The 23,928-nt window shown below is 68.6% G+C and carries 23 protein-coding genes; 12 read left to right on the forward strand and 11 right to left on the reverse strand.

Translation table 11 applies throughout. The features are described from left to right. Nucleotides 1–44 precede the first annotated feature (44 nt). Genes EL338_RS03730 through EL338_RS03745 form a run of 4 tightly spaced genes read right to left on the reverse strand, consistent with a single transcriptional unit; the run spans nucleotide 45 to nucleotide 3,792 of the window. Nucleotides 45–788, reverse strand: coding sequence for an ABC transporter ATP-binding protein (locus EL338_RS03730; RefSeq protein WP_126332502.1), 744 nt, complete (start codon nucleotides 786–788; stop codon nucleotides 45–47). Further along, nucleotides 781–1,854, reverse strand: coding sequence for an ABC transporter permease (locus tag EL338_RS03735; RefSeq protein ID WP_163792001.1), 1,074 nt, complete (start codon nucleotides 1,852–1,854; stop codon nucleotides 781–783). The genes EL338_RS03730 and EL338_RS03735 overlap by 8 nt, the downstream gene beginning before the upstream one ends. 17 nt (nucleotides 1,855–1,871) lie before the next feature. Continuing rightward, on the reverse strand, nucleotides 1,872–2,711 hold the full coding sequence (locus tag EL338_RS03740; RefSeq protein ID WP_126332504.1) for an ABC transporter permease: 840 nt from the start codon (nucleotides 2,709–2,711) through the stop codon (nucleotides 1,872–1,874). A gap of 25 nt (nucleotides 2,712–2,736) precedes the next feature. After that, a complete protein-coding gene (locus EL338_RS03745) occupies nucleotides 2,737–3,792 on the reverse strand; it encodes an ABC transporter substrate-binding protein (protein ID WP_163792003.1) in 1,056 nt (351 codons plus the stop codon). 270 nt (nucleotides 3,793–4,062) lie between these two features. Here EL338_RS03745 and EL338_RS03750 point away from each other — a divergent pair, with 270 nt between their 5' ends. Beyond that, nucleotides 4,063–5,160, forward strand: coding sequence for an LLM class flavin-dependent oxidoreductase (locus EL338_RS03750; protein WP_126332506.1), 1,098 nt, complete (start codon nucleotides 4,063–4,065; stop codon nucleotides 5,158–5,160). Continuing rightward, nucleotides 5,157–5,879 (forward strand): alpha/beta fold hydrolase, encoded by a 723-nt coding sequence (locus EL338_RS03755; RefSeq protein ID WP_126332507.1) that lies wholly within the window; start codon nucleotides 5,157–5,159, stop codon nucleotides 5,877–5,879. Before EL338_RS03750 ends, EL338_RS03755 begins: the two co-directional genes overlap by 4 nt. A 6-nt stretch (nucleotides 5,880–5,885) precedes the next feature. On the opposite strand, the gene EL338_RS03760 is transcribed toward EL338_RS03755, so the two are convergent. Then, complete coding sequence (locus EL338_RS03760) at nucleotides 5,886–7,187, reverse strand: PucR family transcriptional regulator (RefSeq protein WP_170217421.1); 1,302 nt, start codon at nucleotides 7,185–7,187, stop codon at nucleotides 5,886–5,888. Nucleotides 7,188–7,268: 81 nt separating this feature from the next. Continuing rightward, nucleotides 7,269–8,261: a Gfo/Idh/MocA family protein gene (locus EL338_RS03765; RefSeq protein WP_126332509.1), complete on the reverse strand. Its 993-nt coding sequence runs from the start codon at nucleotides 8,259–8,261 to the stop codon at nucleotides 7,269–7,271. 204 nt (nucleotides 8,262–8,465) lie between these two features. Between EL338_RS03765 and EL338_RS03770 the strand changes: the two genes are divergently transcribed. After that, entirely contained in the window at nucleotides 8,466–9,614 is a 1,149-nt protein-coding gene (locus EL338_RS03770; RefSeq protein WP_126332510.1) for a flavin reductase, read from the forward strand. Between the two features lie 4 nt (nucleotides 9,615–9,618). Here the strand turns inward: EL338_RS03770 and EL338_RS03775 are convergent, their stop codons facing one another. Next, nucleotides 9,619–10,083: a VOC family protein gene (locus EL338_RS03775; protein ID WP_126332511.1), complete on the reverse strand. Its 465-nt coding sequence runs from the start codon at nucleotides 10,081–10,083 to the stop codon at nucleotides 9,619–9,621. Nucleotides 10,084–10,146: 63 nt separating this feature from the next. After that, the gene (locus EL338_RS03780; protein ID WP_126332512.1) at nucleotides 10,147–11,265 is read right to left on the reverse strand and encodes a citrate synthase 2; all 1,119 of its coding nucleotides are present in this window, start codon (nucleotides 11,263–11,265) and stop codon (nucleotides 10,147–10,149) included. 30 nt (nucleotides 11,266–11,295) lie between these two features. Between EL338_RS03780 and pdxH the strand changes: the two genes are divergently transcribed. The 3 genes from pdxH to EL338_RS03795 all read left to right on the forward strand — a co-directional run bounded on the left by pdxH (nucleotide 11,296) and on the right by EL338_RS03795 (nucleotide 14,134). Continuing rightward, nucleotides 11,296–11,988, forward strand: a complete 693-nt coding sequence (pdxH, locus tag EL338_RS03785; RefSeq protein WP_235666364.1) for a pyridoxamine 5'-phosphate oxidase — start codon at nucleotides 11,296–11,298, stop codon at nucleotides 11,986–11,988. A gap of 94 nt (nucleotides 11,989–12,082) precedes the next feature. Further along, nucleotides 12,083–12,721 carry a TetR family transcriptional regulator gene (locus EL338_RS03790; protein ID WP_126332513.1) on the forward strand — a complete coding sequence of 213 codons (639 nt, stop codon included), beginning with the start codon at nucleotides 12,083–12,085 and terminating at the stop codon, nucleotides 12,719–12,721. A gap of 102 nt (nucleotides 12,722–12,823) precedes the next feature. Beyond that, entirely contained in the window at nucleotides 12,824–14,134 is a 1,311-nt protein-coding gene (locus EL338_RS03795; protein ID WP_126332514.1) for a citrate synthase, read from the forward strand. Between the two features lie 2 nt (nucleotides 14,135–14,136). Here the strand turns inward: EL338_RS03795 and EL338_RS03800 are convergent, their stop codons facing one another. Next, on the reverse strand, nucleotides 14,137–15,702 hold the full coding sequence (locus tag EL338_RS03800; RefSeq protein WP_126332515.1) for a phytoene desaturase family protein: 1,566 nt from the start codon (nucleotides 15,700–15,702) through the stop codon (nucleotides 14,137–14,139). Nucleotides 15,703–15,736: 34 nt separating this feature from the next. On the opposite strand from EL338_RS03800, the gene EL338_RS03805 reads away from it, so the two are divergent. The 4 genes from EL338_RS03805 to arfC all read left to right on the forward strand — a co-directional run bounded on the left by EL338_RS03805 (nucleotide 15,737) and on the right by arfC (nucleotide 17,753). Continuing rightward, nucleotides 15,737–16,099, forward strand: coding sequence for an FKBP-type peptidyl-prolyl cis-trans isomerase (locus EL338_RS03805; RefSeq protein WP_126332516.1), 363 nt, complete (start codon nucleotides 15,737–15,739; stop codon nucleotides 16,097–16,099). A gap of 137 nt (nucleotides 16,100–16,236) precedes the next feature. Next, nucleotides 16,237–17,196, forward strand: a complete 960-nt coding sequence (gene arfA, locus EL338_RS03810; RefSeq protein ID WP_235666365.1) for a channel-forming protein ArfA/OmpATb — start codon at nucleotides 16,237–16,239, stop codon at nucleotides 17,194–17,196. A 12-nt stretch (nucleotides 17,197–17,208) separates the two neighbouring features. Further along, a complete protein-coding gene (arfB, locus tag EL338_RS26100) occupies nucleotides 17,209–17,364 on the forward strand; it encodes a channel accessory protein ArfB (protein ID WP_170217423.1) in 156 nt (51 codons plus the stop codon). Beyond that, entirely contained in the window at nucleotides 17,361–17,753 is a 393-nt protein-coding gene (gene arfC / locus EL338_RS03815) for a channel accessory protein ArfC, sunset domain variant (protein ID WP_126332517.1), read from the forward strand. The genes arfB and arfC overlap by 4 nt, the downstream gene beginning before the upstream one ends. A gap of 31 nt (nucleotides 17,754–17,784) precedes the next feature. Here the strand turns inward: arfC and prrA are convergent, their stop codons facing one another. After that, nucleotides 17,785–18,486 carry a two-component system response regulator PrrA gene (gene prrA / locus EL338_RS03820; RefSeq protein WP_126332518.1) on the reverse strand — a complete coding sequence of 234 codons (702 nt, stop codon included), beginning with the start codon at nucleotides 18,484–18,486 and terminating at the stop codon, nucleotides 17,785–17,787. A 207-nt stretch (nucleotides 18,487–18,693) separates the two neighbouring features. On the opposite strand from prrA, the gene EL338_RS03825 reads away from it, so the two are divergent. Beyond that, complete coding sequence (locus EL338_RS03825) at nucleotides 18,694–20,652, forward strand: ABC transporter ATP-binding protein (protein WP_126336661.1); 1,959 nt, start codon at nucleotides 18,694–18,696, stop codon at nucleotides 20,650–20,652. Further along, entirely contained in the window at nucleotides 20,609–22,429 is a 1,821-nt protein-coding gene (locus EL338_RS03830) for an ABC transporter ATP-binding protein (protein WP_126332519.1), read from the forward strand. Before EL338_RS03825 ends, EL338_RS03830 begins: the two co-directional genes overlap by 44 nt. 7 nt (nucleotides 22,430–22,436) lie before the next feature. Here EL338_RS03830 and EL338_RS03835 read toward each other — a convergent pair whose 3' ends face one another. Then, nucleotides 22,437–23,909: a carboxyl transferase domain-containing protein gene (locus tag EL338_RS03835; protein WP_126332520.1), complete on the reverse strand. Its 1,473-nt coding sequence runs from the start codon at nucleotides 23,907–23,909 to the stop codon at nucleotides 22,437–22,439. Nucleotides 23,910–23,928 lie beyond the last annotated feature (19 nt).

Raw genomic sequence — 23,928 nt, forward strand, 5'->3', positions numbered from 1 at the left:
AAAGCGGGGCGACCATCCGGTCGCCCCGCTTCGCTGTCGTCCGCTCAGCTGACGGCCAGCGCGCCGATGTCCTCGAAGGTCTTGAACACCTCGGCCTTGGTGACCGCCACGTCGGCGTCGGACACATCCCGGGGGAACGGCAGCCGCACCGTGATGTCGTCGGCCAGTCGACCGCCCTTGGCGAACACCAGGATCCGGTTGGACAGCTCCACCGCCTCGCCGACGTCGTGCGTCACGAACACCACGGTCTTGCCTGTCTCGTTCCAGATGTTGTGCAGCTCGGCCCGCAGGGTGCGGGCGGTGATCGCGTCCAGGTGGCTGAACGGCTCGTCCATGAACAACACGTCGGGTTCGGTCGAGAAGGCCCGGGCGATACCGACGCGCTGCTGCATGCCGCCGGACAGCTCACCCGGGTACTTGTTGCCCTTGTCGCCGAGTTGCACCATTTCCAGGTAGTGCTGGCAGCGCGCCCGGGTCTCCTCCGACTTGTCGGTCTGGACGAACAACATGTTGTCCATCACCGAACGCCACGGCAGCAGGCGCGCGGCCTGGAACACGTAGCCGGCCCGGGCCGCCTTGCCGTTCTGGGTGATGCTGACCCGTCCGCTGGTGGGCGTGTCGATGCCGCTGAGGATGTTCAGCAGCGTCGACTTGCCGCAGCCGGATGCGCCGACGATGGAGACGAACGCGTGCCCGCTGATCTCCAGGTTGACGTTCTCCAGCGCGATCACTTTGTCGGCGCCCAGGCCGAACTCCTTGTGCAGGTTCGAAACGCTGATATCAGCCATGCTCGTTGTTCCTTCCGGGATGGGGGGATTCGGGGTCGACAGGTACGTCGGGGTTGGGGTCGGGTTCCGGTACGCCCTTGGGTCCCTCGGTGACCAGGGTGATGCTGCCGAGGGCGGCACCGGTGGCGCTGCCCGCGGACTCCGCGGCCTGCACGGCGGCCTTGGCCGGCCCGTCGAAGCGCTCCTCGACCACCTCGCCGGAGTCGTCCGCCGGGCGCCACTTGAACAATCGCTTGGAGAGCTGGTCGAACATGAACTTCTCGAAGACCAGCGCGAAGATGACGAACAGCAGGGCGTATCCGACGACACCGTAGGCCCGGTGCGCGTCGTACCAGAACTTGATGGTCCAGCCGGCCCCGTCCTGGCCGCCGAACACCTCGGCAACCACCAGGCCCTTCCAGCCGAGCGCAAAGCAGTACCGCGCGGCGGCGAACAGGAAGGGCATCAGCGACGGGATCAGCACGTTGAAGATGACCCGCTTGCGCGGTACACCGAACGCCCGCGCCATGTCGAACAGGTCCGTCGGCGTGTTCCGCACGCCCTCGCGGACGTTGATGATGACGAACGGAATGCCGGTCAGCACCACCGTGATGATCGGGCCGGTGTCGCCGAAGCCGAACGCCAGGCTGCAGAACAGCGCCCAGGCCAGGTTGGGCATCGCCAGGATGGCCACGATCCAGTCGTTGAAGAACGCGTTGACCGCCTTCGACAGGCCCATCGCCACACCGATGATGGTGCCGATGATCAGCGCGATCACCATGCCGATGGCCAACCGCTGCAACGAGATCCCGAAGGTCTCGTACATGTTGTGCGGGGCCAGCGTGTGGCCGGTGATCTCGTCCCACATGAAGCTGAACACCTGACCGGGTGTCGGCAGCACGTCGACGGCGAACGGCCAGATGCTGGTCACGAGGTCGATCGCCACCAGCCAGATCAGCAGGCAGACCAGGGGGAACATCAGCCGCCCCGTCATGGAACTGTTCCGCAGCTTGCGCCAGGCCCGGGCCGGCCCCGAGGGCGGGCGTTGCGCCGCGGGGCGCGCCGGCGCGAGATCGGTGCTACTCATCAAGGGTGTCCCTTCGGTCATGACTTCAACTCCCCGCGCCAGCGGAAGAACTTGCGCTCGAGGGATTCCAGGACCACCTTGTCCAGGAACAGCGCGAGCACGTAGAACGCCAGGATCCAGGTCAGGAACTCGTCGAGACGGAACAGCTGTGTCGCCGTGCGCATCTCGAATCCGATGCCCTGGGAGGCCGAGAACACCTCGGTGAGCACCGTGACCTTCCAGGCGATCGAGAAGCCGAACCGCACCGCGGTGAACGTGAACGGCGCCAGATGCGGGATCACGATGTGCCGGTTGCGCTTGACCACGCCGACGTCGAAGGACTTCGCCATGTCGTTGAGGTCCTTGGGTATCGACTTGATGCCCTCGGAGATGTTCACGGTGATGATGGCGAATGTGGTCAGGACGATCGCGAGAATCGGTCCCGCCGTGCGGTTCCCGAAGATGATCGCGGTGAGCAAGGCCCAGATCAGGCCCGGTGTGGTGACACCGATGGTGACCGCATCCCGGAAGAAGCCGTTGAGGAAACGGTTCTGCATGAGGATGCCGACGCCGATGCCGACGACGAACGCGATCGAGAACCCGATGGCGATGCGGGTCAGCGTGGTGGCGAATGCGCCGGGCACCTCGCCGGTCGACCAGAGCCGGGCGAACGTCTCGAACACCGTGGACGGTCCGGGCAACAGCCGCTCGTCCATCAGATTGCCGGAGGCGAATTCCCAGATTCCGAGGAAGAAGACGTATCCGGCGATACGCCAACCCCAGGTGGTTGCCCGGTCCCTACGCTTGGCGGCGCGGACCAGATCCTCTTCACTAGTGCGCGTAGGTAACTGCGCTGGTTTCTCCAATGTGGTCGACACGGCGGCCTCTCGTGGTGGGAGTGGTTTAGTTCGGATCGATGGCGGCGAACCGCGGCGACGGTGCGTCGGCCGGCAGGTAGTTGGCGTTGTCCGGGTGCAGTTCCTTCATCAGGGTCCAGATCTCGGCCTCGGCGGGAATCCAGTCCTCCTCGAGCACGACCTCCTCGACGAACCAGTCGTTGTCCCCGGACATGAAGTCGATGACGTAGTCGATGTCCTCCTCGGATTCGACGGAGAAGTGCTGCGGGTACTTGCGCACCACGTCGGCCTTCTGCTCCTGGAACATGTCGATGCCGCGCTGCCACAGCGCCAGGAACTTCTTCGCGAGTTCAGGGTTGGCGTCGTACCACTCCTCGGTCGCGGTGAAGTTGTTGCCGACGACGTGCGACCTGTCATCGCTGTTGGGCGCGAACTCCTTGTACAGCTGGAAAGGCAGCTCGCCGCCGTACATGATCTCCAGCTCGCCGCGGCGCAACTGCGGCACGGCGGCCTCGGGGATCACCGCGGCCGCCTCGCAGTCGCCGCGCAGCAGGTTGGTGGGGTTGACGAAGTGGTCGTTGACGATGAGCTGGAAGTCACCGCCGCCCACCCGGTAGTCCAGTCCGTGCATCTGCTGGGCGAGCACCGTCCAGAAGCCGGTGTTCGACGTCGGCCCGGAGACGCAGATCTTCGATCCCTTGGGGATGTCCTCGAGCGTCTCGTACGGGTCGCCGGCGCGCTTCAGCAGCGGCACCCGCTGATAGTTGTATTTGCCGAAGGTCACCGTCTTGATCCCGGTCTGCTGTTCGAGCACCGGGGTCTCCTGCGTGGACATCGAGACGATGTCGCCGTGTCCACCGGCGAAGTAGGTGAATTCATCCCAGGTGGTGCTGGTCTCGACCCGGACGTTGTTCTCCTGTTCCCACTTGCTGAGCTCGCCGGAGTCCTTCAGCAGATCCCACACCGGATCCGGCGCGAAGGAGAACCGGATGACTTCGCCGTCGGCCGCGGCGCCGGATCCGCCGGATCCCCCGCACGCTGCGACAACTGAGATCGCCAGTGCCGCTGCAGCACTTGCGCGCAGGGCGTTCTTGACCTTCACGGTGGTCCTCCTCTGTGCGCCCACCCACTATGGATGGGAGTTGTGACATGTGCCACTCAGTACAGTGCCAGCTCGGAACCCGGCCTATGTCGGTGGCCGTGAATTTCTCGGGTGGCAGGTGGCGCGGCCTGTGACGTGGCCCGTCAGGGCCGATAGCCGGTAACGCATCGCGTGATCCGGCGCCGCGGGAATTGGTCCCGCACGCCACTGACCGCCGGGTGTGCGCGGCCTTGACTTGACGGACATCGACTGTCAATTGGAGGTATCGCCATGCGTCTCGGCTACTTCGCCATGCCACTGCACCCCGCCGGCCGCAACTGGTCGGACACCCTGCGCGAGGACCGGGAAGCGGTGATCCTGGCCGACCGACTGGGCTTTCACGACGCGTTCATCGGCGAGCACCTCACCGACCGGCACGAGAACATCACCAACAGCCTGGTGTTCCTGGCGACCCTGATCTCCGACACCGATCAGATCCGACTGGCGACCGGCACCACGAACCTGTCGCAGCAGCACCCGGTGCTGGTGGCCGCGAACTCGGCGATGTTCGACCATCTCAGCAACGGCCGCTTCATCCTCGGCGTCAGCCCGGGGGCGTTGCCGTCGGACGCCGAGGTGCTCGGCATCCTCGATCAGGACCGCAACGAGATGTTCGCTGAGGCAATCGATGTCATCACTGCGGTGTGGGACAGCGAACCGCCGTACGCGCTGGTGCAGCCGGGCGGACGCTTCGCGGTGACGACGGAGAAGACCTACGACCCCGAACTCGGCGTGGGCATCCTGCCCAAGCCGCTGCAGCAGCCGCGGCCCGAGATCGTGGGCACCGTGGTCGCGCCGTTCTCCAAGGGCGTGATCGCGATGGGGGCGCGCAACTTCCATCCGCTCTCGGCGAACTTCCTGTTGCCGCAATGGGTTGCGACGCACTGGCCGAACTATGTCCAGGGCAAGGAATCGGTGGGGGAGACCGCCGACCCGCAGGACTGGCGGGTGGCCCGGACGGTCTTCGTCGCCGACGACGACGCGACGGCCCAGGCGTATGCCCGCGACGACGCCAACAGCCCGTACCGCTTCTACTACTCGCAGATGCTGACCAAGATGCGCAAGATCGGGCGCCTCGAGCTGTTCAAGTCGCGCCGTGACCAGCCCGACGACGAGGTCACCCTCGACAGCGTGCTGGACCAACTCGTCATCACCGGAACCCCGGAGGCCGTCGCCGAGCAGATCCTTCAATTCCAGGACGAGACGGGCGGATTCGGCGAGCTCGTTTACGCCGGCCTGGACTGGGTGGATCCGGAGCTGGCGCGCCGGTCGATGGAGCTGATGGCCGAGAAGGTCATGCCGCTGGTCAACGCCGGGGAGTCGAAGTGAGCGCACCGATCATGCTCCTGCACCCGCTGGGTGCCGACCGGCACTTCTGGGATCCGGTGTGCCACCAACTCGGGTCCCGGCCGGTGGAGGCGCTGGATCTGCCCGGGCACGGGTCGGCCCCCGCGTCGGCGCCGGGATCCGGTATCGCCGAGTATTCGGCGGGTGTCGTGGAGCGGATCGAACGGCTCGGTCGGCCGGTGCATCTGGTGGGCCTGTCGCTGGGCGGTCTGGTCGCCCAGCAACTCGCCGCGACCCGACCCGAACTCCTGGCGTCCACGGTGCTGATGGGAACCGTGGCGGCCTATCCCGAACCAATGCGGCAGATGTGGCGCGAGCGTGCGGCGACCGCGCGGGCCGGAGGCCTGGACACGCTGATCGAACCGATGGTCGCGATGTGGTTCACCGAGGAGTTCGCCGATAGCGGTGACCCGCGGATCGCGCAGGCGCGCAAGACGTTCGGCGGGACCGAACCGGAGGGATACGCCCGAGCCTGCGACCTGCTCGCCGAGGTCGATCTGCGGGATCAGGCGCCGTCGATGCGCCCGCCGGTGTTCTCGGTGTGCGGCGAGGACGACGCGCCCCCGTTCCGGGAGGCCGCCGAGTGGTTGGCGAAGGTCACCGGTGGCGACACTGCGCTGTGGCTGCCGGGCCGGCACGCCTGCGCGCTGGAGCATCCCGAGCAATTCGCGGCGCTGCTGACCGGGCTGGTGGCGGACTGAGCCGCGTCAGTCCGCCGGTTCGCTCGGCGGCAGCAACCGGATGAGCCGGGCGGCGACCTGCATCTCGGTGCGCCGCTCGGCCATCGGGTGACCGAGCAGTTCCTCGGCCTTGTGCAACCGGTTGCGGACCGTGTGCTCGTGCAGTTGCAGATGCTCCGCGGCCGCGACGTGCGAACCGAATCGGAAAGAGGCCTCCAGGGTTTCGCGTAGCCGCGCGGCCTCCGCGGTGTCCAGGGCCAGCGGCCCCAGCTCCCGCTCGACGAACTGCCGGGCCCGCACCGGATCGCGCATCAGCAGGATCTCCAGCCCCACGTCGTCGTGGTGCACCACCGACGGGGCGCCGGGCCGGTCCCAGGCCGCGCGGATATTCTCGGTGTCCAGCGCCTGGTCGAGGGCGGCGCGAAAACCCTCGATCCCCGTGTCGGGGGCGCTGATCGAGGCCGGCACACCCGCCTCGGTCAGCACCTTGCTCAGCGCGCTCAGCGCCGAGGGTTTCCATTCGCCGATGCGGCCCAACCACACCACGGTGGAACTCAGCGTCAACGGATACACCAGCACGGACTGGCAGCTGACCGCGGCGCGCATGCCGACGGCGAGCTGCGCGGCGGCACCCTCGGCGACGGTGGGCAGCAGGACGGCGATGTGTCGGCCGCCGAGCTCGTAGGCCAGGATCGCCGCGTCCGAGCCGGACAGTCCCTCGCCGTCGCCGCGCAGCACCTCCTTGACGAGGCTGCGGCGCATGTGCGCGCGGGACCGGTTCAGCGCCTCGTAGTCGCGGGTGTAGGTCTCGGCGACCTGGGTGGCGACGAAATCCTGGTAGCTCAGAATGGTCTGGGTGAGCAGTTGTTGCGCGGCCGCGGCCTCGTCGCGGTCGATGTCGCGCGCGGCGATGAGCTCCCGCAGATGGGTGCTCCAGGCCTCCCACATGGTGAAAAAGCTGATCCGGTAGGAGCGCTGCATGGACATCTGTGGAATGCGTAGCTGTGCTTGCACTTTGGCGAACGACAACACCTGTTCGAGATAGACGTCCTCCAGCGCGATCTCACCGGCGATGACCGACCGCAGCGTTCGGGCGTTGGCGCGGGTGCTGGCGGTCAGTGCCTCGCGGAAGTCGTCGTCCTGGGCGTGGGTCGGGAAGGCGACCGCGATGCAGCGGTTGATGATCCCGTCGACCAGGCGATCGGCGTCGAATCCCCCGGCCAGCGTCCGGACCCAGTCGGGCAGCGGCGGGTCGTGCTGCCACAGTTGCAGCGGGGTCGGCCTCGGAACTTCGCCCGCGGGAACGTCTTCGGTGCGATCGGTGAGCATTGAGGTCAAGGGACACCTTCGAGTAACTCCGACGGCCCCCCTGGGCCGCATCCTAGGCGCAGAACGCCATTGTTCGCAGCCTCAACGCACCTCTTCGACCGATCCGCTCAACGCGGAACGGGTGATTGCCTCGAAGGTGCGGGCGTTGAGGACCATCTCCTCCATGGGCACCGGGTAGGTGACCTCGCCGGCCACCGCACGCGCGAACATCTCGATGTTCTCGCGCACCGAGGCGTGCGGTCCGAAGAACGTGGTGGTCGGCTGTCCACCCCGGAGCTGCCGGGACATGTCCCAACCGCGGGGATCCTCGGGATGGTTGCGGTCGCGGATCTCGACCCAGCCGCGCGAACCCAGCACGGCGACCCGCCCGACGAACGGGGTGGTCAGGATCGCGGTGATCAGCGCGGTCTGGCCCTTCTCGAAGGCCAGCGTGATCGCCAGGGTGTCGCCGTTGGCGAACGTGGTCGCCTGCGTGGACAACCGCGCCCACACCTGGGTGGGCCTGCCGAACACGCCGATGGCCAGGTCGACGAGGTGGATGCCCGTCGCCGACAGCGGGCCGACGGGCGCCTCCACGGCCGACAGCCGCCAGTTGTCGGCGGACAGGTCGAGGAACTTGTCCTGGCTGAAGTTGCCCTCGAAGACCAGCGGCGTGCCCAGTTCACCGTCGTCGATCGCCCGGCGCAACTCGCGGATGGCCGGCTCGAAGCGGCGCTCGTGCCCGATGCCCAGTTGCAGGCCGGCGGCGCTCATCGCGTCGACGGCGCGTTGCGCGTCATCGCCGGAGGCGCTCAGCGGCTTCTCGCAGAACACGTGCTTGCCGTGCCGGGCGGCCGCCAGGATCTGCTCGGTGTGGAATTTGTGTGGCGTGCAGAGGATTACCGCGTCCACCTCGGCGTCGGTCAGCGCGGCGTCGTACTCGTCGTAGCTGCGGGTGACCCACGGGGCCACCTCGGCGCGGGCATCCGCGGCCACGTCGACCCCGACCACCACGTTGACATGCTCGCTGTCGGCGAGGTCGCGCACGACCTTCCCGCCCCACCAGCCCAGTCCCACCACCGCTACGTTGATCACGCCACCAGTCAAGGGCTTTCCCGCCGGCGGAGCATTGTCGGCGCCCGTGAAGTTCGCGAGCGCTTCTGCCGCAATGCGTCATTGGTGTGCAGGCCGTGTCTTTCGACGCCACTGCCGACGGGCCGAATTCACGAACTCCGTGAGTGATTCGCACGCGACGGCGTCGTTGGATGGACATGTCAGGACCGACGACGGGAGACATGCATGACGCGGGAATACGTAGCCACCGGTCCGGCGGTCGATGCCAACTTGTTCCGGCATGTCGTCGGGCATCTGGCCAGCGGTGTGACCGTGGTGACCACGCGGCACGACGACCGCGATCACGGGATGACCGCCAGTTCGGTCACCTCGCTGTCGATGGATCCGCCGATGATGCTGGCGTGCGTCAACAACGCCGTGCCCACCGCCACCGCGATCGCGCGCAGCGGCCGCTACACGGTCAACGTGCTGGGCCGCGACCACGGCGACCTCGCCTACCAGTTCGCCGGGCCGCGCCCCGACAAGTTCGCGGGCGTGCGGATCGATCGCGGCGGTGCGGATGTCCCGATGCTCGCCGAGGCCATCGCGGCGCTGGAGTGCGAGGTCACCGAGCAGGTGGTCGGCGGCACGCATTCGATCTTCCTGGGCCACGTCGTGGCGGCAACGGCGCGCGAGGGATCCCCGCTGACCTACTTTCGCGGTGACTTCGGTCGTTTCGAGTTCGAACGCAACGACGGCGCCTACCAGCAGGCCCGCGACATGGTGCTCAGCCGGGTGTTCGGGCCGGGGGAAATCATCACGGTCGACCACCTCGCCGAGCGGCTCGACGGCGACCGGGCCCGGGCGTTCTATGCGTTGACCCGGTTGGCGGCCGACGGCCTGGTGCTGCGCGACCGGGAGCGCGGCTACGTGATCGCCTCGTTCGACGTGCGGACCTCCGATGCGACGTTCGACGCCCGGCTGGCCATCGAGCTGGGCGTGATCGATCTGGTGGTGGGCCGAGTCGACCGGCCCCGGCTGGCGAACGCCCGGCGCCATCTCGACGAGATGTCCCGGTGTCTGGTGGGGGATCAGTTCCTCGATTTCCAGGCCTATCTGGACGCCAACTACGCCTTCCACGAGGCGATCGTCGCGCTGGCCGGCAATTCGCTTCTGACCGAGGCGTTCTCGTCGTTGAGCATCAAGAACGTGATGACCCGCAGCTTCGGCATCACCGCGGAGTCCTCGGCGAGCTTCCTCACCGTGCAACGGGATCTGCTGGTGGCCCTGGAGAACGACGACGCCGGCGCGGCGCGCGCCTCGGCCCGGGCCTACTGCGAGTTGGCCAAAGCGCGCGCCCGACAACTGCTGACGTTGACCGGCGGGAAGGTCTGAGCGGTTAGCCCGGCTGGCCCGCGGCCTGGCTCAGTTCCTCGAAACTGACCTCGCGCACCGTCTCGGCCAGCGACCACAGGTGCCCGAACGGATCCCGCACCTGGCAGTAGCGGTCACCCCAGAACTGGTCCTCGGGCGGCATCACCACGGTCGCACCGGCGTCCACGGCCTGCTGGAAGCGCCGGTCGACCTCGGTGAGCTGGACGTGGATGGTGACCGGCGAGCCGCCGAGCGCCGTCGGGGTACTCGGCGTGCCGCCGCAGGTTTCCGGGAAGTCGTCGTTGAGGAAGATCATGCTGCCGTTGATCACGATGGCGGCGTGGATCAGCTTGCCGTCCGGGCCGGGGATCCGGGCCATCTCGGTGGCGTCGAAGGCCTTGGCGTAGAAGTCGATGGCGGCGGCCGCGTCGTCGACGACGAGGTGCGGGACGACGGCGGTGTGGACCTGGGACGGATCGGGACAAGTCATTGCGGGGCTCCTAGCGTGCGGTTCGAACAGTGCACGTATTCAGACACCCCGCGGCGGCGAAACTCATCGCCGCGGCAACTGCTCCCAGCCCTCGACCTGCTCCGGGCGCCGCGGCGCGGGGCCCACGTAGATGGCGGCCGGGCGGACCAGCTTGCCCAGCCGCTTCTGCTCGAGGATGTGCGCGCACCAGCCGGCGGTGCGGCCGCAGGTGAACATCGCCGGCATCATCTTGGGCGGCACCCCGGCGAAGTCGAGGATGACCGCGGCCCAGAACTCGACGTTGGTCTCGATGGGCCGGTCGGGCCGGCGCTCCCGCAATTCGGCCAGGGCGGCCTGCTCCAGTTGCGCGGCCACCTCGTAGCGCGGGGCGGCCAGCCGCTGGGCAGTCGCGCGCAGCACGCGGGCGCGCGGGTCCTCGGCGCGGTAGACCCGGTGGCCGAAGCCCATCAGCTTCTCGTTGCGGTCGAGGATGCCCTTCACCACGGCCCGGGCATCGCCGGTGCGTTCGACGTCCTCGATCATGGGCAGCACCCGCGCGGGCGCACCGCCGTGCAGCGGACCGCTCATGGCGCCGATCGCGCCGGACATCGCGGCGGCCACATCGGCTCCGGTCGAGGCGATCACCCGGGCGGTGAACGTCGAGGCGTTCATGCCGTGCTCGGCCGCCGATACCCAGTAGGCGTCGATGGCCTCCACGTGGCGCGGGTCGGGTTCGCCCTGCCAGCGGGTCATGAACCGGGCGGTGACCGTCGGGCATTCGTCGATGAGACGCTGCGGGACCGCGGGCTGATAGATCCCGCGGGCGGACTGCGCCACGTAGGACAGCGCCATCACCGAGGCGCGGGCCAGCTGATCGCGGGCGGTGTCGTCGTCGATGTCCAGCAGCGGCGCGTAGCCCCAGATCGGTGCCAGCATGGCCAGGCCGGCCTGCACGTCGACCCGGACGTCGCCGGTGTGGATCGGCAGCGGGAACGGCTCGGCGGGCGCCAGGCCGCGGCCGAACCGGCCGTCGACCAGCAGCGCCCACACATCGGCGAAGGTCACCCGGTCGCCGACCAGGTCCTCGATGTCGACGCCCCGGTAGCGCAGCGCGCCGCCGTCCTTGTCGGGTTCGGCGATCTCCGTCTCAAAGGCGACGACGCCCTCCAGGCCGGGAACGAAATCCTTGGGTCCTGCAGTCATGCTGCAGATTCTCGCACTAGCGTTATAGGGATGTCAGAGCCGGAGGGCGCACGCCTGCGAGCGATGCGGGTGGAGTACGGCTCCGTGGAGAAGGACGACAGCGTCGATCTCGACGTCGACTGGCTGGGCGCCGATCCGTCGACCGGCTGGCTGACTTTGCTGCGCAGCTGGGTCGCCGACGCCGAGCGGTCCGGGATCGCCGAGCCCAATGCGATCGTGCTGGCGACCGTACGCGATGGCCTGCCGGTGTGTCGTTCGGTGCTGTGCAAGGGGGTCGACGCCGACGGCGTCACCTTCTATACCAACTACACCTCGGCCAAGGCTGTCGAGCTGGCCGAAACTCCTTATGCGGCAGTCACGTTCCCGTGGTATCCGCTCGGTCGGCAGGTGCACGTCCGCGGTACCGTCACCAAGGTCGGTGCCGACGAGACCGCCGACTACTGGTCCAAGCGGCCGCGCGGGGCGCAGCTGGGGGCGTGGGCGTCGCAGCAGTCGCAGCCCATCGCGTCGCGCGCCGACCTGCTGGCGCAGTTTGCCGAGGTCTCCGAACGGTTCGCCGAACTCGAGCAGGTGCCGGTGCCGCCGCACTGGGGCGGCTACCGCGTCGCGGCCGACGTCGTGGAGTTCTGGCAGGGCCGGGCCAACCGCGTGCACAACCGGATCCGGGTGCTGCGCGACGAGGGCCCGTCGGGGGTGTGGCGGGTGGAGCGCCTGCAGCCCTGACCGGCACCGCCCGGCACATGTCGGTCAGCGCAAACTGCCCGGCTCGGCAGTTGGCCGATGCGGTACCCGCGCGCCGCGGCTACCATTCTTTTCTGTGGTGGAAACCAGCGTCGGCGCCGCCGTGGGGTTGCGCGAGCGCAAGAAGCGGCGGACCCGTGCGACGTTGATCGACGCGGCCGTGCAACTGTGCCTGGATCAGGGCTACGAAAACACCACCGTGGAACAGATCGCCGCGGTCGCCGAGGTGTCTCCGCGCACCTTCAGCCGGTACTTCCCCACCAAGGACGCCGTCGTGCTGACCCTGCTGGAAGAACTGGTGGTCCAGGTCGGCGACGAGTTGGCGACCATCCCCTACGACGTGCCGGTGTTCGAGGCGTTCCGGCGCGCCCACGTCAACGTCCTGGGTGCGGTCAGTTCGGGCGGTGTTCCGGGGCTGACGACCGAGCGGATCGTGCTGATGTTGCGCATCGTGAACTCGACGCCGGCGCTGCGGGCCGCGGCCACCGAGTTCAAGCCGCGCGCCACCCTGGAAGCCCTGGCCGACCGCCTCGGCGTCGATGTCGACGACCGCCGGGTGGAACTCGTCACCGCCGTCTGGGGGGCGGTCATCGTGACCGCGTGCGGCGATCTGGTCGAGGACCGCGACGGCCTGGAACTGGGGCCGGACCTGATGGTCGCGCGGATCTCGGAGGTCTTCGGGCAGTTCGCCGAACTCACCGCCGGGCTGACCTGAGGGCGCTAGGGCAACCCCCCGCAGGCGCAGCGCGGCCATACCGACTACCTTTCCTAAGTACAGACAGCATTGTCGCTGCCAACGAGCGCAGAAGGGGTTTCCGTGGCCAGCAACTCGGATCGAGATTCAACCCTCGAAACCGCCACCCTGAAGTACCCGGGTGGAGAGATCGACCTGGATATCGAGACGGCGACGGAGGGATCCCACGGGATCGCGCTGGGCCCGCTGTTGGCCAAGACGGGTTACACCACCTTCGACGGTGGTTTCGTCAACACCTCGTCCACCAAGTCCTCGATCACCTACATCGACGGCGACGCGGGCATCCTGCGGTATCGGGGCTACCCGATCGAGCAACTCGCCGAGAAGTCGACCTTCATCGAGGTCAGCTACCTGCTGATCTACGGCGAGCTGCCCAACACCCAGCAGCTCGAGGAGTTCACCACCAAGATCCAGCGGCACACCCTGCTGCACGAGGACCTCAAGCGGTTCTTCGACGGCTTCCCGCGCAACGCGCACCCCATGCCGGTGCTCTCCAGCGCGGTCAACGCGCTGAGCGCCTACTACCAGGATTCGCTGGACCCGCTGGACAACAAGCAGGTCGAGCTGTCCACGATCCGGCTGCTGGCCAAGCTGCCCACCATTGCGGCCTACGCCTACAAGAAGTCCGAGGGTCAGCCGTTCCTGTACCCGGACAACTCGCTGACGCTGGTGGAGAACTTCCTGCGGATGACGTTCGGCTTCCCGGCCGAGCCCTACGAGGTGGACCCGGAGATCGTGCGGGCGCTGGACATGCTGTTGATCCTGCACGCCGACCACGAGCAGAACTGTTCGACCTCGACGGTGCGGCTGGTGGGTTCCTCGCAGGCCAACCTGTTCACCTCGATCTCGGGCGGCATCAACGCGCTGTGGGGCCCGCTGCACGGCGGCGCCAACCAGGCGGTGCTCGAGATGCTGGAGAAGATCCGCGTCGGCGACGACGACGTGAAGACCTTCGTCAAGAAGGTCAAGAACCGCGAGGACGGCGTGAAGCTGATGGGCTTCGGGCACCGCGTCTACAAGAACTACGACCCGCGGGCGCGCATCGTCAAGGAGCAGGCCGACAAGATCCTGGCCAAGCTCGGCGGCGACGACGAACTGCTGCAGATCGCCATGGAGCTCGAGGAGATCGCGCTCACCGACGACTTCTTCATCGAGCGCAAGCTGTACCCGAACGTCGACTACTACACCGGCGTGATCTACCGGGCGATGGGCTTCCCCACCCGGATGTTCACCGTGCTGTTCGCGCTCGGCCGGTTGCCGGGCTGGATCGCGCACTGGCGCGAGATGCACGGCGAGCCCAACAAGATCGGCCGCCCGCGGCAGATCTACACCGGGTACACCGAGCGCGACTACGCCGACCTCAGCACCCGCTGAGTTCAGTCCCGTAGCGTTTCCAGCGCGGCCATCGCCGCGTTGTGCCCGCCGATCCCGGACACCGCGCCGCCGCGCACGGCCCCGGACCCGCACAGCAGGATCCGGTCGTGCCCGGTGGCCACCCCCCAGCGGCGCGCTGGGTCGTCGGCCTGATCGTCCTCGGCGAACGGCCAACTCAGCCCGCCGTGGAAGATGTGGCCCGCGGTCATCCCCAGGGCCTGCTCCAGATCCAGCGTGGTCTTGGCCTCGATGCACGGCCGGTCGTGCGCATCGCGCAGCAAAACCTCCTGAATCGGTTCGGCCAGTACGGAATTCACCGACTCCAGCACCGCCTCGGTCAGCTCGGTGCGGGCGGCCTCGGGGTCGCACTCGGCCACCAGCGGGTGCGGGGTGTGCAGGCCGAAGACGGTCAGCGTCTGCGCCCCGGACTCGCGCAGCCCCGGCGCCAGGATGCTGGGATCGGTCAGCGAATGGCAATAGATCTCGCACGGCAGGGGTTTCGGGACGCGTCCGCCGGCCGCCTGCCGATAGGCGTCGTCGAGGTGCGAGTAGGTCTCGTTGATGTGCAGGGTGCCGCCGAAGGCCTGCTCGGGGCGCACCGTGGCGTCGCGCAGCCGCGGCAGGCGCCGCAACATCAGGTTCACCTTGATCTGCGATCCCGGTTCGGCGGCCGGCCTCGGCTCGCCGAGCAGGTCGGCCAGCGCGGCGGGCGTCACGCCGGAAAGGAGTAACCGGCCCGATGCGCGGTGCTCCGCGCCGCCGCTGCGGTAGTGCACGACACCGTCCGGTTCCACCGCGAAAACCTCTGCGCCGGTGTCGATCTGGGCGCCGTTCCGGGTGGCTGCGGCGGCCAGCGCGGCGCTCACGGCACCCATCCCGCCGATCGGGACGTCCCAGTCCCCGGTACCGCCGCCGAGCAGGTGGTACAGCAGACAGACGTTCTGCCGCAGGGACTCCTCGTCGGTTCGGGCGAAGGTGCCGATCAACGCGTCGGTGGCGACGACCCCGCGGACGAGGTCGCTGCCCAGCAGTGCGCTGATGGCCTCGCCGATGGGCCGTTCGAACAGCGCCGCCCAGGCCCAGCCGGCCGCCGGGTCCGCGCCGAGCACCTTGTCGCGCAACTGTGCTCGCGACCGCAGGGGTTCGAGCAGCGTGGGCCACAGCGGGCCGGTGACCCGGCGCATTCGCGCGTAGAACTCGTCGAAACCGCGTCGGTCCGCCGCGGCGCCCACCGCAGCGAACGTCTCGGCGTCGTCTCCGATCAAGAGCCCGGTGCGGCCGCCGTCCGCCGGGTCGGGGGTGTAGGAGGAGTAGCGTCGGCGCGCGAGTCGCACTGGGGCGCCGAGGTCTTCGAGGATCCGGGTGGGCAGCAGACTCACCAGGTACGAGTAACGCGACAGCCGCGCATCCACGCCGGCGAAGGCGCGCGCCGAGACCGCGGCCCCGCCGACGTGCTCGGCGCGTTCCAGGACCCGCACCGTGAGTCCGGCGCGGGCGAGGTAACCGGCGGCCACCAGTCCGTTGTGGCCGCCGCCGATCACGACGACGTCGGAGTGCTGTGCTGACACCGGCCCAGTGTGCTCGCGGAGTAGGGTCACTGCAATGACGACTAAACCCGAGATCGAATTTCCGGAGGGTGCCGCACCGACCGAATTGGTCAGTGAGGACCTCGTGGTGGGCGACGGCGCGGAGGCCGTTCCCGGTGGCACTGTCGAGGTGCATTACGTCGGCGTCGAGTTTGATACCGGCGAGGAATTCGACAGTTCCTGGGACCGCGGACAAAGTATTGAATTCCCGTTGCGGGGGCTCATCCAGGGTTGGCAGGACGGGATCCCCGGAATGAAGGTCGGCGGCCGGCGAAAGCTGACGATTCCGCCTGCTCAGGCCTATGGCCCGGCCGGCGGCGGCCACCGGTTGTCGGGGAAGACCCTGATATTCGTGATCGATTTGCTGGGTGTTCGCTGACGCGTTACGTGAGAAAAAGGGGACGGGCGTCATCTGACGCCCGTCTTCCCTGAAATTTGCCCCGGTGTCGGTTTTCCTGTCCTACGCTTCAGATCGCTTGCATGAGCGAATCCTGACGGTTCGAGGATGGAGGTCCCATGACGGATCCCGACGAAACCCGAACGATCACCGGGTGGAAAACTGCGTCAAGGTTCTACCGGCAGAAGCCGGGGCTGGGGTGGCTGCTGGCACTACTGGCGGTTCCGTTGCTGCTCGGACTGCTCGGCTGGGGGACGCTCGACAAGTCCGGTCGCGATCTCGACGCATCGATCCCCAGCATCGACCCCACGGTGTCGGAGCCCGAAGTCAACCTGCCGGGTCTGCCCACCGCGTTGTCAATCATGCGCAACGGCAACGACATAATGCTGTCCGGGGATCTTCCGGACGCGGCCGCGCGCACCGGCCTGCTCGATCTGTTGAGGTCGATCCACGGTCCGGACGTGAACCTGGTCGACAACCTCAACATCGCGGCCGGGGCGCCCGGCCCGGACCTGACGGGACTGCAGGGCGTGTTCTCCGCCGCGGTCGACATCCCGGATTTCAACTGGAAACGCGAGGGCGACAACGTCACGCTCACCGGCATCGCGCCGAACGAAGAGGTGCGCGCCGCGGTCGAGGCGGCCGCCCGTTCCGCGTGGCCGGAGGCCAACATCACCAACCGGATCCAGGTGGCGACCGCACCCGCGCCCGGCGGTGACTGCGCCACGCTGCAGTCCGACATCACCGCGCTGATCGATGCCCCGATCAACTTCGAAACCGACGGGGCGACACTGACATCGGGCAGCGAGCAGATGCTGTCCCGGGTCGCGGAGAAGATCACCGCCTGCCCCGAAGCGCGCATCTCGGTGGACGGCTACACCGACAACAGCGGCAACGACGCCATCAACATCCCGTTGAGCGCCAACCGCGCCAAGTCCGTCGCCGAGTTCTTGATCTCCCAGGGCGTCGCGGCTGACCTCGTCACCTCCCGGGGGCACGGTTCGGCGAATCCCATCGCCGGCAACGACACGCCTGCGGGCAAGGCCCAGAACCGCCGCGTCGAGATCACCGTCAGCTAAGGAGAATTCGAGATGGACTTCGTCATCCAATGGTTGTGGTACCTGCTGGCTTTCGTGGTCGGCTCGCTGGTGGCCTGGTTGATCACCGTGGTGGCAGTGCGGCGCACCAGCGAGGAGGAGGCCTTCGCTGACCTGCCGGGGTCGCGTGAGATTGGAGCGCAGCGATGAGCGACGTCAACTGGTGGCTGATGGTGTTGGCCTTCGCGCTGGGGTTGCTGCTGACCTTCGCCTTCATGATCCGGCGGGTCACCCGCGAGGTGCCCGTATACGGACCGCTGGGACGTGGGCCCGGCGTCGACGTCGGCACCCGGGACCCCGGCACCGGGGACATCGAGATCGCCGATACGGCACCCTTCGGCGCCGGCTCGGTCCGATTGGCCGAGGCCAGTCGCACCGGCCCGCCGGGACACACCATCAAGGGCAACGAGGACTCGATGCTGTACCACACCACCGACAGTCCGTCGTACGAGCAGACCATCGCCGAGGTGTGGTTCGTCGACGAGGAGACCGCGGTCAAGGCCGGCTTCGGACGCTGGGACAAGAACCAGACGAAATAGTGCGTCGAGCTACCGCGTGCGCAGCGCCGAGCTACTGCGTGCGCAGCACGAAGCCGACGCCCCGCACGGTGTGCAGCAGTCGCGGGGCACCGCCGGCCTCGAGCTTGCGCCGCAGATAGCCGATGAACACGTCGACCACGTTGGTGTCGGCGGCGAAGTCGTAGCCCCAGACCAGCTCGAGCAGTTGCGCGCGGGACAGCACCGCGGTCTTGTGCTCGGCGAGCACCGCCAGCAGATCGAACTCGCGCTTGGTCAGGTCCACGTCGACGCCGTTGACCCGGGCGCGGCGGCCCGGGATGTCCACCTCCAGCGGGCCCACCTGGATGGTCTCCGAGGAGAACGTGGCCGTGGCGCCGCGACGGCGCAGCAGCGCCTTGACCCGGGCCACCAGTTCAGCCAGCACGAATGGCTTGACCAGGTAGTCGTCGGCGCCGGCCTCGAGGCCCGCCACCCGGTCGTCGACCGAACTGCGCGCCGAGAGCACGCACACGGGCACGTCGTTGTCCATGGCCCGCAGCGCGGTCACCACGCTGACGCCGTCGAGCACCGGCATGTTGATGTCCAGCACGATCGCGTCGGGCCGGGTCTCGGTGGCGCTACGCAGGGCCTCGGCCCCGTCGACGGCGGTCGACACCTCGAAACCGGAGAGCCGCAGGCCACGCTCGAGCGAGGCCAGCACGTCGGCGTCGTCGTCGACCACCAACACCCGGGGGGAACCTGCAGCATTGTCCATGGGCTCAATTTTGCCTGATCGCCGCGCACGAACGTCGCAGGTGATTGACCTCAACAATAGTTCGGGTTCTACGTTGGGCGTCATGAGCACGGTGCGGGCGGGCCCGACCTCGCCAAACGTCGCGTCCGGCGGCACGCCCGCGCCGTGGGAATCGGACTGTCGCCGTGTCGTGGCAGCATCGGAATTGGAGGTCGGTTGGCGACGTTGATGTCGCGGGGGTCGGGTATCGGTAGGGGTGGACCCGCACGAAGGAGCGACGAGCCGTTGATTGCACCGCCGCCGCAGCGCATCAGGGGCAGTTCGGACCTGATCCGGCTGCTGCCGTATCTGCTGCCGTACCGCGTGCGCTGGACCGCGATGGTGACTGTTTCGCTGGTCAGCCTGGTCGCCACCATCGCGATCCCGCTGATGACCAAGGCCGTGATCGACGGGCCGATTTCCAATCAGGATCAGCAGGGGCTGTGGATCCTGGGCACCGCCGCGCTGGCCATCGGGGTGACCGAGGCGGTGCTGTGGTTCATCCGCCGCTGGTTGACCGCGCGGGCGACGCTGGGCGTCGAGGCCGACATCCGCAAGGACCTGTACGCGCGGCTGCAGATCCTCCCGATGTCGTTTCACGGGCGTTGGCAGTCGGGTCAGTTGCTGTCCCGGGTGATGAACGATTTGGCCACCGTCCGCCGGTTCCTGTCCTTCGGCCTGATCTTCATGCTGCTCAACGCCCTGCAGATCATCGTGGTGACCGCGATCCTGCTGAGCATGTACTGGCCGCTGGGGGTGGTCGTTTTGGTGTCGGTGGTGCCCATCACGGCCACGGTGCTGCACTTCGAGCGGCAGTTCACCCGGCTGTCGCGGCAGGCCCAGGACCAGTCCGGGGTGGTCGCCACGCACGTCGAGGAGGCCGCCCTGGGCGCGCGGCTGGTCAAGTCGTTCGGCCGCGAGGACTACGTCTACGACCGCTTCGACCGTGAGGCCGCCGAGCTCTACGACATCCAGGTGCGCAAGGTCGGCGTCTCGGCGCGGTTCTGGACGCTGCTCGAGGTCATCCCCAACCTGACGCTGATCGTGGTGCTGGGCTTCGGCGCCTACGCCGCCGGGCACGGGCTGGTGACGATGGGAACGCTGGTCGCGTTCATCACCATGATGTTGTCGCTGGTGTGGCCGATCGCCTCGCTGGGCTTCCTGCTGTCGATGACGCAGGAGTCGATGACGGCTGCGAACCGCATCGCCGAGATCTTCGACGCGCCCCGCGAGATCGACGACGGCCCGGTGGTCGCAGGCGCGCGCGGTGGCCGGCTCGAACTCGTCGACGTCGGTTTCCGCTTCCCGGACACCGACGGTCAGCAGTCCGCCTGGGCGCTGCGCCACGTCGACCTGACCGTCGAGGCCGGGCAGACCGTCGCGCTGGTCGGGTCGACGGGGTCGGGCAAATCGGTGTTGGTGGCGTTGCTGTCCCGGCTCTACGACGTCAGCGAGGGGCGAATCCTGCTCGACGGCACCGATATCCGCGACCTCAGCCTGCCGGCGTTGCGCAGCGCGGTCGCGACCGCCTTCGAGGATCCGACGCTGTTCTCGATGTCGGTGGCCGAGAACCTGCGGCTGGGCCGCGGCCCTGACAATCCGGCCAGCGACGAGGAGCTGGCCCGCGCCATCGACATCGCGGCCGCCGACTTCGTCTACGAGTTGCCGTTCGGCCTGGACACCCGGATCGGCGAGCAGGGCATGAGCCTGTCCGGCGGTCAGCGCCAACGCCTTTCGCTGGCCCGCGCCATCCTGGCGGCCCCGAGCGTGCTGGTGCTCGACGACACGCTCTCGGCGCTGGACGTGCACACCGAGGCCGACGTCACCGCGGCGCTGCGGCGGGTGTTGGGGTCGGTGACCGGAATCGTTGTCGCAAACCGGGCTTCGACGGTACTGCTGGCCGACAAGGTCGCCCTGCTGGAGGTGGTCGACGGCGTCGGCACCATCACCCACACGGGCACTCACTCGGAGTTGTTGGCCACCGTGCCGCAGTACCGCGATCTGCTGGCCGCCGAGGACGAACTCAACAACGACATCGAATACGCCACCACCTGGGAGGCCGACGCCCAGTGGGATCGGCTGAGCCAACTGCAGGAGGTGAACGATGCGGGAGACGGTTTGGCGCGGCCGGTTCGACGAGAAGTCTGACGACGATTCGCCGATCGACGAAAAGCTGCCGCGGCGCCGCGAGGCCCGCGAACTGCTGTTCTCGCTGCTGCGTCCGTTCCGGGTCACCGTGGCGGTGCTGGCGGTCATCGTGGTGGTGGAAAACGCGGCGCGGCTGTCGGTTCCGCTGCTGGTGCAGCGCGGCATCGACCACGGGATCCCGCCCATCGCCGAGGGCGGGCCGGCCCGGGAACTCGCCCTGGTGGTCGCGGCGCTGTGCGCGGTGGTCGCCGTGCAGGCCGTCGGCCGCGTGGTGTTCCTGAAGCGCTCCGGGCAGGTGGGGCAGAAGGTGCTGTTGGAACTGCGGCGGCGGGTGTTCCGGCATTTCGGGCGCCTCGACGTCGCGTTCCACGACCGCTACACCTCCGGGCGGGTGGTCAGCCGCTCCACCAACGACATCGACGCCATCCAGGAGCTGCTGCAGAACGGGTTCGACAGCCTGGTCACCGCGGTGCTGACGATGTTCGGCACCGCGATCCTGCTGGTGGTGCTCGACTGGCGGCTGGGCCTGATGTGCCTGGTGGCCTTCCCGATCCTGGTGCTGCTGGCCGCGTGGTTCCGCACTGAGTCCGCCAAGACCTACCGCGAGGTGCGCGACAGCGCCGCGCTGGTGATCGTGCAGTTCGTCGAAACAATGACGGGCATCAAGGCGGTGCAGGCCTACCGTCGCGAGGAGCGTAACCAGGAGATCTTCGATGGCGTCGCCGACCGCTACCGCGACATCAACGAGAAGACCTTCAAGCTGGTCGCGGTCTTCATGCCGGGTGTGAAGCTGGTCGGCAACATCACCACCGGGGTGGTGCTGCTCTACGGCGGCTACCGGGTGCTGCAGGGCGACATGACGATCGGCACCCTGACCGCGTTCCTGCTGTATCTGCGGATGTTCTTCGAGCCGATGCAGGAGATCACCCAGTTCTTCAACACCTTTCAGTCCGCGTCCTCGGCGCTGGAGAAGCTGGCCGGGGTGCTGGCCCGCCCGCCGGCGATCGCCGACCCGCCGCGTCCCGTCGCGCTGCCGCGCGTCCGCGGCGAGGTGCGCTTCGCCGGCGTCGGCTTCGAGTACGTGCCGGGGCGCCCGGTGCTGCCCGGTCTGGAGCTGACCGTTCCGGCGGGGCAGACGGTCGCGTTGGTGGGTACCACCGGTGCGGGCAAGACGACCATCGCCAAGCTGATCGCCCGGTTCTACGACCCCACCGCCGGGGCGGTCCGCCTCGACGGCGTGGACCTGCGCGACCTGGCGCAGGACGAGTTGCGCCGCCACGTCGTGATGGTCACCCAGGAGAACTTCATGTTCTCCGGCACCGTGGCCGACAACATCCGCTTCGGCCGGCCCGAGGCCACCGATGCCGAGGTGGTCGCGGCCGCGCAGGCCGTGGGGGCGGACCGGTTCGTCGCGACGCTGCCCGACGGGTACGACACCGATGTGGCCAAGCGCGGCGGTCGCCTGTCGGCCGGGCAGCGCCAACTGATCGCCTTCGCCCGCGCCTTCCTCGCCGATCCGGCGGTGCTCATCCTCGACGAGGCGACCTCCGCCCTGGACATCCCCAGCGAGCGGATGGTGCAGCGCGCGCTGCGCACCGTGCTGGCCGACCGCACCGCGCTGGTCATCGCCCACCGGCTGTCCACCGTCGAGGTCGCCGACCGGGTGCTGGTGCTCGAGCACGGGCGCATCATCGAGGACGGGCCGCCGGCGGAGCTCATTCGCGGCGACGGGCATTACGCGGCGCTGCACGACGCGTGGGTGCGGTCGCTGGTTTAGGGCTGGTTCAGGGCAGGCCCATCCGGCGGTAGCGGTCCAGTCGGGCCGTCAGCCGCGCGGCGTCGACCTGACCGGAGAGCCCGGCCACCTCGACGGCGATCGCCCGACCGAGGCGCTTGGAGAATTCGATCGGCTCGTCGGCGGCATCCGGCGACTCGGGGACGATGACGTCGACGATCCCGTTGCGTTGCAGATCGGCCGATCGAACCCCCTGGGCCGCAGCGAGTTCGGGGGCGTGCTCGGTGTCGCGGAAGACGATCGCGCTGGCACCCTCCGGCGGTAGCGGCGCGAGCCACCCGTGCAGCGCGGCCAGCACCCGGTCGGCGGGCACCATGGCCAGGGCCGGTCCGCCGCTGCCCTGCCCCATCAGCACCGACACCGTCGGCACGGGCAGCGTCACCAACTCCGAGAGGCAGCGGGCGATCTCCGCGGCCAGCCCGCCCTGCTCGGCCTCCTGGGACAGCGCCGGGCCGGCGGTGTCGATGACCAGCACCAGCGGCAGTTGCAGCCCGGCGGCCAGCGCCATGCCGCGGCGGGCCTCGCGCAGCGCGCCCGGGCCGACCAGGCCGCCGACGAGGCGCTGCTGGCCGAGGACCACCACGGGCTGCCCGCCGAAGCGGGCCAGCGCCAGCAGCGTGGTCGCGGCCTCCCCGGCGCCGGTGCCCGACAGCAGCACCCGCGCCCCGGCCCCATGCTTGAGCAGATGCCCGACCCCGGGCCGGTCGGGGCGCCGGGACGCCTCCACCGAGGTCCAGGCCTCGACCTCGGGGATCGGGGTCTCGGGTAGCGGTTCGGGGGCCGGGCCGGGCGGATCGGCGACGACCTTGAGCGCCCAGTCCAGTGTCTGACGCAGGCCCTCGAGCGGGACGACGCCGTCGATGACGCCGTGGTGGCGCAGGTTCTCGGCGGTCTGCACCCCGGGCGGAAACGGTGCGCCGTAGAGCTGTTCGTAGACCCGCGGGCCGAGGAAGCCGATCAGCGCGCCGGGTTCGGCGACCGTGATGTGGCCCAGCGAACCCCAGGAGGCGAACACCCCGCCGGTGGTCGGGTGCCGCAGGTACACGAGATAGGGCAGGTGGGCCTGCTTGTGCATGGTCACCGCGGCGGCGATCTTCACCATCTGCAGGAATGCGACGGTGCCCTCCTGCATGCGGGTGCCGCCCGAACTCGGCGAGGCCAGCAGCGGCAACCGCAGGTCGGTGGCCCGTTCGATGGCCGCGGTGATGCGCTCGGCGGCGGCCACGCCGATCGAGCCCGCCAGGAAGTCGAACTCGCCGGCCACCACGGCCACCCGGCGCCCGGCGACGGTGCCTTCGCCGGTCAGCACCGACTCGTCGAGGCCGGTCGCGGCCCGCGCGGCCGCCAACTCGTCGCGGTACTGCTCGGACATCGCGACCTCGACGGGCGGGGCGTCCCAGCTGACGAACGATCCCGGGTCCAACACTGCGTCGCGCAGTTGCAGGGCACTGATGCGGCTCACGCGGACGAGATTAGCCCGG

The sequence above is a fragment of the Mycolicibacterium chitae genome (assembly GCF_900637205.1).
GTDB lineage: Bacteria > Actinomycetota > Actinomycetes > Mycobacteriales > Mycobacteriaceae > Mycobacterium > Mycobacterium chitae.